The following is a 12,583-nucleotide window of genomic DNA, read 5'->3' on the forward strand; positions in this document are numbered from 1 at the left end:
ACCCGCGACCCTCACCTTGGCAAGGTGATGCTCTACCAACTGAGCCACATCCGCGTTATCAAACCGCCGGAACGGTTTCGCAACGGATGAAAGGCTAACAGGGTTTGCACCTCGAACACAAATCAAGACGGCGTGTCCCCGCTCACACCCGATTTTTTCAGCGCACGGCGGCGCGCCTTCCGCTGCGAGATAACACAGACTCATAAAGTCGAGGACGTGATCGAAGTGGCACCACCCGAGGATTTTCGAACAGCACTCATGTCATTACGCAGTGCTGTCCATCCTCATGTCGAAATTGAGGAAGTTCCCGCACCGCGCGCACTTGCTCCTTTCACTGCTGCACTTGCACTTCGCACGACACAAACCGCCCACGACGAAGCCCTTTCCTTCGGTCGTTTTGTTATCCTCCATGATCCCAACGGACAAATGGGTTGGAACGGTCCATTCCGTCTTGTCGCACAGCTCCGTGCACAAATTGATGCTGATATGAGTTCCGATCCCCTGCTTTCTGAAGCACTGTGGAACTGGACTCACGACTGTCTTGAAGAGCGCGGTGCCGGTTTCCATGACCTTACCGGCACTGTGAGCAAAGAAGTGAGCGAATCTTTTGGAGGCTTGATCCTCATGGGGTCGACACTCGCTGTTGAGATTCGCGTTTCGCTCACGCCAAATACCCCCTGGATTGGCGAGCATCTTCTGGCGTGGCAAGATCTCATGTGTCGAATTGCCGGTGTTGAAAATCAACGATTCCTTGAGAGGGCATAGAACGTGCTCATTGAGAATCCCTACGGCATCGCCGTGGGAGACAGCGAGGACCCTGAGCTCATTGCTTTCCCTCGCGATGGAATCCCAGAAATTATTGACACCCAAAGTGCTTTGGAACGGGCAGCTAAGGACCTCTCAGCTTCTTCCCTTCCGGTTGCAGTGGACGTCGAGCGGGCTCAAGGGTTTCGCTACGGATCTTCGCCCTATCTCCTCCAGCTGCGGCGTGAGGACGTTGGCTCCTTCCTGATCGACACTGCGGCTCTCCCCCACCTCGAATGCCTTCAAGCAAGCATGAACTCGACATGGATTCTGCACGACGCTTCTCAAGATCTTCCAAATCTTCGTGAACTTGGCCTGGAAATCCCCGCTCTTTTCGATACGCAAGTCGCGTCACGCCTGCTCGGGATGACTCACTTCGGACTCTCTGCGGTTTGTGAGCAAGTCTTGGGACTGACACTTGTCAAAGACCACCAAGCCTCAAACTGGTCGGTGCGCCCGCTCCCAAAGGACTGGCTGCGATACGCGGTTCTTGATGTTGAGCTCCTGACTGCTCTTAAAGACTCCCTTGAAGAGCGCTTGGATGACCTTGGCCGCACCTCGTGGGCGCAGCAGGAGTTTTCACACATTGCCGAGGCCGCCCCACCTTCGCCGAAAAAAGATCGTTGGCGTTCGATTTCCGGCATTGGCAAGTTGACCTCCAAACGAGCTCTTGCAATCGCACGCGAGCTTTGGATCGAGCGCGATGCGATTGCGCGCGAAATCGACCTTGCTCCCGGACGCTTGGTACGAAACAGTGGAATTATCCACGCTGCTCAACGTCCGCCAAGGACTCGCCACAATCTTCTTTCGATTGCCGAATTTCGTTCACCTCAGGCACGACGTTACGCGCAGCATTTCCTTGACGCAGTCACTCGCGCACTAGCCCTTCCAGAAAACCAACTTCCACCCCGGCATCGAACGGAAGACGACGGGCATACTCCTAGCGTCAGGCATTGGCAACGTATTCATGCCGAAGCACACGAGCTTCTTCTTGAGATTCGCGAGGCCGTTGCTAAGCAAGCCGAAACCCTAGAAATTAGCCCAGAAATTGTCCTCGAGCCACGGGTTCAGCGCGCTTTGGCATGGGAACATACCCAACAGGGATTGGGTATGCCAGTCGACGATTTCCTCACCGCGCAGGGTGCACGTCCCTGGCAGGTTTCGTTGATGGCCACTCCCCTCACCGATCTACTCTCCCGCTAAAGCCTGACGAATTCTTTCACTGAGGCCCTGTGCGTCAAGACCAAGAGTCGTCACAATGCTTGCTCGGGTAGCCTGCTGTAGAAATTCCTTTGGAATACCTGCAGTGACGACTGGGATTGATCGCGTCGATACATTCGAAGAAAGCAGATCACGCAGCGACCACCCAAATCCGCCATCAACTAAGCCATCCTCAACGCTGAGCACAAGCTCAGCTCCTTCGACAAGGCCAACCAAGGCCTCGGAAACTGGAAGGGCCCAGCGGGGATCGACCACGCGCACGCTCGCCAAGCCATCATTCTCAAGAAGAGAAGCTGCTTCCATGGCAGCTGGGACCATTGAGCCCAAGGCAACGATGCAGATCTTCGAGACTTCAGCGCCCTCATCCCAATCTTTGAGGACATCACAGCCACCCACACGACGAAGCTGAACAATTGGATCAGTCAAGGCCCCCTTCGGATAACGAAGGACTGTCGGAGCGTCATCGACCGCTACGGCTTCGCGCAATTCTTCGCGTAGTGTCGCCTCATCACGCGGGGCAGCAAGGCGTAAGCCAGGGACGGAATTCAGCATCGAAATATCCCACATTCCATTGTGAGAGGCCCCGTCATCACCAGTAATTCCGGCTCGATCAAGAACAAAGGTTACACCGCAGTGGTGAAGCCCAACATCCATAAGGATTTGATCAAATGCTCGATTCAGGAAGGTCGCATACACCGCAAAAACCGGATGCGCTCCAGCGAACGCCATTCCAGCGGCGGAGGCAACCGCATGCTGTTCCGCGATCCCCACATCAACCACGCGCGAAGGGAAGTCTTCCTTGAAGGGGCCCAGGCCAACAGGCAACATCATCGCAGCAGTTAGGCCCACAATATCTTCGCGTTCGTGTGCGAGCTGACGAATCTCGTCAGCAAAGACACTGGTCCAAGCAAAACGTGTTGGCGCGATAGGAAGTCCGGTTTCCGGATGAATCTTCCCCACTGCGTGGAATCGATCTGCAATGTCTTCTTCCGCGGGGGTGTAGCCACGTCCCTTCTGCGTCATGACATGAATCAGGACCGGCTCATGCAAGGCTCGCGCACGATTAAAGATCTCTTCCATGGCGGCAATATCGTGGCCGTTGACGGGTCCGAGGTACTTCAGTCCGAGGTCCTCAAACATTGCCTGCGGGATGAGCGCATCTTTAATACCGCTTTTGAGGCCGTGAAGAGCTCCGTATGTTGCGCGTCCAGGTTCCCCAAAATGCATCAGAGTTCGTTTACCCCACGACAGCGCCTTTTCGTAATTTTGCGAAGAACGTAGAAGATCAAGATGGCGAGCTACAGCACCAATAGTTGGTGCGTAGGAGCGCCCGTTGTCGTTGACAATGATGATCGCGCGTCGCTTGTGATCGGAAGCAATATTGTTTAATGCTTCCCAAGCCATTCCACCTGTCAGTGCACCATCACCAATGACACCAATCGTCCATGTCGGATCACCGCGTCGAGATTTTTCGCGGGAAATACCATCGACCCACGATAGTGATGAAGATGCATGTGAGCTTTCAAGAACATCGTGGACGGATTCTTCACGACTGGGGTATCCCGATAGGCCACCTTCTTGCCGAAGCTTCGAAAAGTCTTGGCGTCCCGTCAGCAATTTGTGAACGTAAGTCTGATGACCAGTATCGAAGACAATCGTATCCGCAGGTGAACGGAAAACCCGGTGAAGAGCGATAGTCAATTCAACAACGCCCAAATTTGGCCCAAGGTGCCCGCCTGTCTTTGAGACGTCTTCGATGAGCTTCGTGCGGATCTGTGCCGCTAAATCGTCCAATTCTGCCGCTGGGACACGCCTCAGGTCACTGGGCGAAGAAATCGTACTCAATAAAGAGGCCTGATTTTGGGCATGGGTCATGAGAAAGATTCTAGTGTCATGGTGACTGATGAGCCGAATGATGCGCGCTAAAAAGACGAGTGTGAAGTGCAATCGGACTTCAAAGCACGTTATCAATGCAGGAATTAGAATGAAGGTGCGACGACTTGACGTATAGAGAAGGAGACACGATGAGCGTGCAACGTCCGTATGGACAGTGGGACTCTCCGGTCGAAGCCGATTCCTACACTCAGACATCAGTGCAGCTGTCACAGGTTCGCGTCGACGAAACCGATACCTACTGGGTCGAGGGTAACCCTCGCGATAACGGTCGAAATACTCTTCTGCGCGCGGATTCGATGGGGCAAATCTCAGAAGTTCTTCCGCTTATTGATGGTATCCGTTTGCCTGACGTCCGCACCCGTGTCCATGAATATGGCGGACGAGCATACGCAGTTTCTGACGGTTTCATCGTCTTTTCTGATGGCTTCGACGGTCGTGTCTATGCCTTCAACACCCGCGATCCGAGGCGCCAGCTGGTTCCGCTCACTCCTTTGGGTAAAGTCCGCTACGGTGACTTCGAAATCGCTGACGTTCGCGGTTTGGTTTATGCGATCGCAGAAGATCATTCGAATCCCGGTGAACCAGTCAACTCCCTTGTCGCAATTCCCCTGGACGGACGCGCAGCGCGCAATGCTTTCGAAATCATCCCGATTTTTGGTGGATCTGACTTCGTCTCATCGCCGACCTTGAGTCCCGATGGAACCAAGCTCGCATGGCTCTCATGGAACCACCCCAACATGGCATGGACACGCTCCGCGCTCCACGTTGGCTCATTAGATTTCGAGGGCAAGATCGCAGCCTCGTTGATTTTGGTTGATAAGCCAGAGGTCTGCGTTTATGAACCACGTTGGACTCTTAACGGGGACCTGATCCACGTTGATGATTCCTCCGGCTGGGCAAACCTCTATCGCACAGAGGGATTCCAGTGGAACGAGGACGAAGATCAATTTGCTTGGATGACGCGTCTTCGCACACGCCCCTTGCACCCCAGTGCGCGTGCGTTCTCGCATCCCCACTGGCAGCTTGGCCTTCATTCATACGATAACTTCGACTACGAAAACCTCATTTGCTCATGGGCAGAAAACGGGACCTGGCATCTGGGCACTGTTCGTCTAGATAACGGTATGTGTGAAGAGTGGCGCACTCCTTGGTGGCCGACCGGAAATGTCGCTTGCTACGAAGGCCGTGTTGTTGCCCTCGCCGATTCGACAACCCATGAGCCCGCAATCGTTGAGGTTTCTGGTGGGGCATCTCGAGTCCTCCGCTCATCTTCTCAAGAACACCTGAGCGATGATCTGATTTCAGCTGCGCAGGCAGTTTCATGGACCAGCAGTGACGGAGAGACTGTTCACGGTTTCTACTACGCACCGAAGAACCCCGAGTTCTCTGCTCCCGAGGGATCTCTTCCTCCGCTCCTCGTTAACGTTCACGGAGGACCGACTTCCTCTGCTCGACCAGGGCTATCAATTGCTGTCCAATACTGGACCTCTCGTGGATTCGCCTTCCTTGACGTCAATTACCGCGGGTCAACTGGCTACGGTCGCAAGTACCGCCAGCGCCTTAATGGGCACTGGGGCGTGCTTGATGTTCAAGATTGCGCTGAAGGAGCACAGTACTTGGTTTCCCAAGGACTAGCTGATCCTGAGCGCATTGCGATCAGGGGTCGCTCTTCGGGTGGTTACACAGTTTTGTCAGCCCTTGCTGACAGCGATGTGTTTACTGCTGGCACCTCCCTTTTCGGTATTGGTGACCTCAAGCTACTCGACGCAACCACCCATAAGTTCGAGTCTCACTACGACCAATTCCTTATCGGATCGGATGATCTTTCTGATCCCGTGTGGGCCGAGCGTTCCCCAATCAACAAGGTCGATCAGATCCACGCACCACTCCTCCTGCTACAGGGCACCGAGGATAAGGTCGTTCCTCCCTCGCAGGCAGAATCCATGTTCGAGGCCCTTCGTGACAGCGGTCGCCCCGTGGCACTGCGTCTCTACTCGGGCGAAGGCCATGGATTCCATTCGGCAGCAAACATTAAGGATTCTTGGGAAAGCGAACTCAGCTTCTACTCTCAAGTCTGGAAGCTAGACGCAAAGGTACCCGTGAACCTCGAGATCGAAAACCTCTAAAGCTCGTCCAAGACGAAGATTGATGCGGTTGGGGGCAGGCCAGAGAGCCTGCCCCCAACCGCATTGGAACTGATAGGTATATTCCTTCAATCAAGGTCCAAAGAAGAGCTCTAGATCCTCTCTAGTACCGTCATCACTTCAAAGTGGTGCGTGTAGGGGAATAGATCCCAGGCACGCATATCGGTGATCTGGTAGCCCACCTCAAGAAGATCATGCAGGTCACGCGAAGCTGCAGCGGGATCACAGGACACAAGCAGAATGTGCTCTGCCCCGGTACTGGCCATCGCACGACAGACTTCTTTGCCAGCTCCGGATCGTGGAGGATCAGCGATGATAATCTCCGCACCCCCCAATTCACTATTGAGTTCGCGCACCGCAGGAGCATCACAGTCGCCAACAAAAGCGTCAAGCACATCACTACCAACGTTTGCCACGGCATCTGCAACGGCGGCCTCGTCAACCTCAAGGGTAACCAAGCGACCAGCGCTGCCCACAAGGCGTGACAGCGGCAGCGAAAAGAGTCCTGCCCCCGAGTAAAGCTCCATCATCCGGGAAGCACCGAGCGAGGCGACGATATCCTCAACATTTCGAGCCAAAACTTCGGCTCCACGACGATGCGTTTGCCAAAAACCTTGAGGGCGAACGCGATACTGATCCGCTCCATTTTCGCGGGAAACTGTCCACGTCACCGGTCCCTTCCACGCATCTGCCTGAGCATCCCAGCAGCCCTCATCCGTGCAGATCAGTGCCGGCTGACCGGGAGCAGCAATCAAACGGACGCGCGAGCCCTCGGGAAGGTGAGAAAAAGCATTATTCCCCTCCCAGACATCGAGTTCATTGATCTCTTCGGCAGCTAAAGGCATCGATTCCAGTACCTGGATCTCATGCGAGCGATAGCGGCGCATACCAAGTCGGCCAGCTTTATTCACGACGCACTCGATACGTGTACGTCGTCCCAGAAGTTCTTCACGGTTCTCATCACCAGGTGCCGGCTGAACGCTCACTCCCCCAATGGCCTCGACCTGCTCGGCTACACGCTCACGGCCGATACGCCGCAATTGGTCTTCTAGAACATCGGTTTTCCAGTGACGTCCGCCTTCGGGAGTGACGAAGGAGAGTTCTCCCCCACCTACGCCACCGGGGCCAGCTGCTGGCCACACGCTGGGAATTCGATCAGGGCTGGGCTCAAGAATCTCAACGGCCTCGGCCCACAACATACGCTTATGTGAATCGATGACACGTGCGCGCACCTTCTCGCCTGGAAGGGCGAATCGAACAAAAACCACACGTCCGGAATCATCGCGTGCAACGCAGGCACCACCATGCGCAGGCGCACCAATCGTGAGCTCGATGAGTTCATCAGAATTGCTCATACGTAAATCTCTCCTCACTGGCGCTTGAATGGATCATTGACGCTCTGGGTTCCATCGACCTGGATATCTTCGCCAAGCTTCCAGGGGACAATGGTGAGCACGACGCCGGGAATTCGTAGAAGAGATCGAGATAACCGCAACGCCATCTGGTTATGGAGAATGTTCTCCCACCAGTGTCGAACCAAGAACTCTGGAATATACACAACCAGCATTTCTTCTGGTGAACGCTGACGCCTTGAGCGTACATACGAAATGACGACTTGTGTGATGTCCCTAAATGGTGAGGCGACCAGCGTCAAAGGAACAGGAAGACCTGATTCCTTCCATTCGCGACGAATATGCTTTTCTTCCTCGAGGTCAGAGACGACTGAAACAATTTCCAAATTGATGGGAGCCTGTGCGCGCGCCGTCGCAATGGCACGCATTGAAGGCTTCGATAAATTCGAGACCAAAACCAAAGCGCGAACGCGTGAAGGTAGCGCACGCCGCGTATGCCAGTCCTCCACCCGCAGCTGGCCACGAATGGTGTCATAGTGACGCCGAATTAAACGCTGGATGGTGAAGACCAGAGCAATGAGCAAAACGGTGATCCATGCGCCGTGGGTAAACTTCGTGACCAGAACGACAGCAAGAACGAATCCGGTCATCATAAAGCCGATGATGTTCACGGAACGCGAGCGAAGCACCTTGCTGCGGTCACTGCCATTTTGGGGAAGACGAAGGCGTTTATTCCAGTGACGAATCATCCCCAGTTGGGAAAGCGTAAACGAAACGAAGACACCGACGACGTAGAGCTGGATTAGCCGGGTCACGCTTGCATTGAAAAGAATCACCAATGCCGAGGCGCCCACAGCAAGCGCCATAATGCCATTGGAGTACGACAGACGGTCACCACGCTTGTAGAGCTGACGAGGCAGGAAGGAGTCACGCGAAAGAACCGAGGCGAGGGTCGGGAAGCCGTTGAAAGCGGTGTTTGCCGCAAGGATCAAAATAAAGCCCGTCACTGCGGTCACGAAAATAAAAAGTAATGAGCCGTCGCCAAAAATCGTCGAGGCCAATTGGCTAATCACAGGAGCAAAGTGCACATCAGGTTGGGCACTACCGTGGAGATAAACCATCGAGGTATCGTCAACCATCTGCAGCCCCGTATAACGCGCTAGTACGAGGATAGAGATCATCATCGAAGCGGCAATACCGCCGAGCATCAGCAGGGTAATTCCTGCATTACGCGACTTAGGACGCTTAAAGTTCGGGACGCCGTTTGAAATGGCTTCAACCCCCGTTAAGGCCGCGCAGCCAGAAGAGAAAGCACGCATCAGCAAGAAAACCCCACCCAAACCGGTGAGCCCGTCGAGGTGCGAACTTGCTGCGTGGATGTCATAGGCAGCGCTATCCGCCATTGGAAGATTCCCCATGAATAGTCGCACAAAGCCAACACTGATCATCACGGCGATTGCGATCATGTAAGCGTAGGTGGGGATCGCGAATGCGGTTCCTGCTTCTCGTGTTCCTCGAAGGTTGACCAGAGTCAGGAAAATAATCAGTGCAACCGCAATGGGAACTTCTGAACCGCGCAAACCCGGGAAGATCGTAGTCAGGTAGTTTGCGCCGGAAGAGATCGACACCGCAACTGTCAATACGTAATCGACGAGAAGCGCCGAGGCCACAAGAAGTCCCCAACTGGGGCCAAGATTCGTTGTGACAACCTCGTAGTCGCCGCCACCTGAAGGGTAGGCGTGAACGGTTTGACGATAAGACAAAACGACGACAGCCAAAACGCAGGCAACAACCACACCGACCCACACCGACTTGATGAGAGCAAGCGACCCTGCCAATGCAAGGGTCAGCAGAATTTCGTCCGGCGCGTAGGCAACAGACGAAAGCGCATCGGAAGCATAAATCGGAAGAGCAAGTCTCTTAGGGAGAAGTTGACGGGCCGCCGCCTTGGAACGAATAGGACGTCCGATTAAAACGCGTTTTGCGGACTCAACGAATGATGACACCTCTTAAGCGTATCCTCTGGATGACAGAGCGTCACTTTTGGACACGTACAGAGCGACTTTTGAGTCAAACAGATGCCATGACCGCTTTGTGCGAGTAGCGTTGGAATGTGCACTTTGTGATTATGGGATGCGGCCGGGTCGGCGCCAGTCTTGCCACTATTTTGGATGCGCAGGGACACTCCGTCGCAGTCATCGACTCTGATTCCAAGGCTTTCCAACGCCTTTCTCAGGACTTTTCGGGCCGCCGAGTCACTGGACTTGGCATGGATCGCGATGCCTTAAAACAAGCGGGAATTAAAGATGCCTACGCCTTTGCTGCGGTATCAAATGGCGATAATTCGAATATCATTGCCGCCCGTGTTGCGCGCGAAACTTTCCATGTCGAGCGTGTCGTTGCTCGAATCTACGACCCAGAACGGGCCTTCGTATACGAACGCCTGGGGATTCCCACGGTTGCCACGGTCAAACGAACGACTGAATCGGTGCTTCGTCGCCTAATGCCGCCTGATGCCGCTGTGACATGGACGCACCCCTCCGGACTTGTTTCTTTGGTCACCGCCACTCCAATCGCTGATTGGTACGGACTTTCTTTCCCCACAGTCGAGAACTTGACGGGTGAACGGATTGCCTTTGTCTCTCGCTTAGGAACGATTCTTCCCGCCCGCCCAGAGTTGGTCATACAAGAACATGACCAGTTGTATTTCGCAATCTCTGGTGAAGATCCGCTCCCCCTGCGTGACATCTTGACACGCGCACCACGCTTAGAGGACTAAGAGATGAAGATTGTTATCGCCGGAGCTGGATCCGTTGGACGCTCGGTAGCCCTTGAACTGCTCGATCACGGTCACGACGTGACCCTCATCGATAAAAAACCCGACCAGCTGCGTGTCGCTTCAGTGGCTGATGCCGAATGGATTCTTGCCGATGCATGCTCCCCCGAAGCACTTTCGGAAGCGGGAGTGCGTGATGCCGATGTCGTCTTGGCAGCAACCGGAGATGACAAAGCAAATTTGGTGATCTCGCTTCTTGCGAAGACTGAATTCGCTGTCCCACGTGTTGTTGCACGCCAAAATAATCCAAAGAACGAGTGGCTATTCGACGCCTCTTGGGGTGTGGACGTTCCCGTTTCGACTCCGCGCATTATGACTGCCTTGGTCGAGGAAGCAATCTCTGTCGGAACCCCGGTGAAGCTCTTTGCCTTCCACTCTGCACAGGCTGCGATGTACGCCTTTGTCTTGCCAGACGACTCACCAATCATTGGCAGAAGCATTGGCGATGTCGCATTCCCGCCGCGTGTTGTCTTGAGCGCGCTCTTGCGTGACGGCGCGCCTTTTGCACCTCAGGCAGATGATTCCTACCAGGCTGGTGATGAACTTGTTCTGCTGATTTCAGATCGCGGAGGTCAGGTTCTAACCGCCCTGAACCGCATGCTAACGCGGGAAGTAGAATCCGAGGCCTAGAGATACGAGCTAGTCCTCTTCAGCATTCTGCGCAGAATCGGAATGCGCACGATGCAGCCGGAAATCATCCTTCAAGAGCCACCACGTGAGCCAAGCAACAGGAATGAAAAGCGGAATTCCCAACACGATTTTCATTGCTGAAAGCCACGCGACTTGTTCGCTCAGCCATAGGGGTACCTGAACAGCCAAGCGGATGATGAAGACCGCAGACCAAGCCAAGGTCAGCCATACGCATTTAACTGCAAGATCGCGCGCTTGCGGCTCCTTGACCCAACGAATAGGACGCCCAGTTAAGAGTGCAAAAAGTACCGAAACTAGAGGCCAACCAATAACCAAGCTGACCAGTAAGACCAATGCCCAGGCTGCATTTGTCACAAGGCCCCAGGTAAAGAAGTTAATACCCTTCCCCGAGACCAGTGCCCATACCAGAGCAATCCCAACCCCAAGAAGCCCTGATAGAGATTGGACAATCGACTGTCGTTGAATAAGGCGGATGATTGCAAATAACACCGAACACAGGGCCGAGGCGATCGCAGAGGATAGAAGCGCACCGCTGAGTAGGTAGCAGCCTAAAAATACGAGGCCAGGAACCACGGCCTCGGCAATACCGCGCGTTCCCCCAAGAACGTTAGAGGCCGAAAATTGATCTTGGGCAAGCCATGCGTATCGGTTATTCGACATTGTCCTCAGCAATTAGACGGTAGAGCGGGTTCGTCATAATTTTCACACCATTACTGACGCCGATTGTTCCCTCCACTTCGAGGTGCACTCCCGCATGCATTCCGGGGATGTCGCTGCGTCCAGGCCAGCGAAGGACAATTGTCCCTGTTCCGTCAAAGAGAGTGGCATCAATCAGCGGACGAATATCTTCCGGGTAGTAGGTAACCGACTGAATCGTCCCGAAGAGAACAGCTTTTTGGCGATCCTGCACGTCAGCGACGGCTAAACGCCCACGTTCTTCCCGGCTCTGTTTTTCATCGTTAGCGTCGATGTCTTCACGACTCAGTGAAAGCCTTTTCACTGCGCGGTCGATGAGCTTCTTAAACATTGGGAACTCGTGTTGCGTTCTGATCGGGAAGATGAAGTGGCAACAGATCCAGTCGTGGTCGGGGTTCATCGCCGCGTACGACAACAACGCGGTCGATGAGTTCCTCGAAGTCATCAGCTTCTTGACCGCCCAATGCTGCAGGGCCGACCATGTCGATTCGCGCGAACCAACGTTCACCCTCACGTCCGATAATTCGGGTCCGCGTGGTGCCCTTCTTCCCATCGGGAAGCGTCACTGCCTCGTCAACTTCAAGCTCATCACCGTAGCGAGTGTGCTTTTCGCTAACTGTACTGCCGCCCTCTTCATAGGCAGCGCGAATCTGCGGACGAAGTTCATCCCAAGTTCCGCCCGAACGCGGCGCAGCGGCGATAGAGAACTGGAGTCCCGAAGAAGCGAGCACCAACATAATTCGAATGATGCTTTGACCATCTTCGCCAGCTTGTGCACGAATCTGCATGCCCGGTACGGCAGGAATACGCAGCGAACCTAGGTCGACATAATCAACCGAGGTATCAACTTCGTATTCTTCGCGGGGGCCGGGGATTTGCCACAGTTCTGACTCGTCGTAGAGCTGGGGGCGTACTTCCTCTTCTACCTCTTCTTGAACAGTGTCTTCCTTGCGTGAACGTCCGAACATAACTGAATTATCTCA

11 protein-coding genes are annotated in these 12,583 nt (G+C 54.4%); 5 read left to right on the forward strand and 6 right to left on the reverse strand.

The window, feature by feature from the left end; all coding sequences use genetic code 11:
- Window positions 1-216: 216 nt before the first annotated feature.
- The gene (locus ADG72_RS01385; protein ID WP_080978626.1) at window positions 217-765 is read left to right on the forward strand and encodes a DUF3000 domain-containing protein; all 549 of its coding nucleotides are present in this window, start codon (window positions 217-219) and stop codon (window positions 763-765) included.
- A 3-nt stretch (window positions 766-768) separates the two neighbouring features.
- Window positions 769-2,007 carry an HRDC domain-containing protein gene (locus ADG72_RS01390; protein ID WP_048711639.1) on the forward strand — a complete coding sequence of 413 codons (1,239 nt, stop codon included), beginning with the start codon at window positions 769-771 and terminating at the stop codon, window positions 2,005-2,007.
- On the opposite strand, the gene dxs is transcribed toward ADG72_RS01390, so the two are convergent.
- The gene (dxs, locus tag ADG72_RS01395; RefSeq protein ID WP_048711641.1) at window positions 1,993-3,900 is read right to left on the reverse strand and encodes a 1-deoxy-D-xylulose-5-phosphate synthase; all 1,908 of its coding nucleotides are present in this window, start codon (window positions 3,898-3,900) and stop codon (window positions 1,993-1,995) included. The genes ADG72_RS01390 and dxs overlap by 15 nt on opposite strands.
- A 149-nt stretch (window positions 3,901-4,049) precedes the next feature.
- Between dxs and ADG72_RS01400 the strand changes: the two genes are divergently transcribed.
- Window positions 4,050-6,047, forward strand: coding sequence for an alpha/beta hydrolase family protein (locus tag ADG72_RS01400; protein WP_048711643.1), 1,998 nt, complete (start codon window positions 4,050-4,052; stop codon window positions 6,045-6,047).
- A gap of 110 nt (window positions 6,048-6,157) precedes the next feature.
- Here the strand turns inward: ADG72_RS01400 and ADG72_RS01405 are convergent, their stop codons facing one another.
- A complete protein-coding gene (locus tag ADG72_RS01405) occupies window positions 6,158-7,420 on the reverse strand; it encodes a class I SAM-dependent RNA methyltransferase (RefSeq protein WP_048711645.1) in 1,263 nt (420 codons plus the stop codon).
- A gap of 14 nt (window positions 7,421-7,434) precedes the next feature.
- Window positions 7,435-9,423, reverse strand: a complete 1,989-nt coding sequence (locus ADG72_RS01410) for an APC family permease (protein WP_048711647.1) — start codon at window positions 9,421-9,423, stop codon at window positions 7,435-7,437.
- 122 nt (window positions 9,424-9,545) lie between these two features.
- Here ADG72_RS01410 and ADG72_RS01415 point away from each other — a divergent pair, with 122 nt between their 5' ends.
- A complete protein-coding gene (locus ADG72_RS01415; RefSeq protein WP_048712045.1) occupies window positions 9,546-10,196 on the forward strand; it encodes a potassium channel family protein in 651 nt (216 codons plus the stop codon).
- Between the two features lie 3 nt (window positions 10,197-10,199).
- Window positions 10,200-10,883, forward strand: a complete 684-nt coding sequence (locus ADG72_RS01420) for a potassium channel family protein (protein ID WP_048711648.1) — start codon at window positions 10,200-10,202, stop codon at window positions 10,881-10,883.
- Between the two features lie 9 nt (window positions 10,884-10,892).
- Here the strand turns inward: ADG72_RS01420 and ADG72_RS01425 are convergent, their stop codons facing one another.
- From ADG72_RS01425 to ADG72_RS01435, 3 genes are read right to left on the reverse strand one after another with little or no spacing between them, the layout of a single operon-like run.
- A complete protein-coding gene (locus ADG72_RS01425) occupies window positions 10,893-11,564 on the reverse strand; it encodes a DUF3159 domain-containing protein (protein ID WP_048711650.1) in 672 nt (223 codons plus the stop codon).
- Entirely contained in the window at window positions 11,554-11,931 is a 378-nt protein-coding gene (locus ADG72_RS01430) for an OB-fold nucleic acid binding domain-containing protein (RefSeq protein WP_048711652.1), read from the reverse strand. The genes ADG72_RS01425 and ADG72_RS01430 overlap by 11 nt, the downstream gene beginning before the upstream one ends.
- A complete protein-coding gene (locus ADG72_RS01435) occupies window positions 11,924-12,568 on the reverse strand; it encodes a DUF3710 domain-containing protein (protein ID WP_048711654.1) in 645 nt (214 codons plus the stop codon). The genes ADG72_RS01430 and ADG72_RS01435 overlap by 8 nt, the downstream gene beginning before the upstream one ends.
- Window positions 12,569-12,583: the final 15 nt, after the last annotated feature.

This window comes from Trueperella pyogenes, assembly GCF_001070855.1.
GTDB lineage: Bacteria > Actinomycetota > Actinomycetes > Actinomycetales > Actinomycetaceae > Pauljensenia > Pauljensenia pyogenes_A.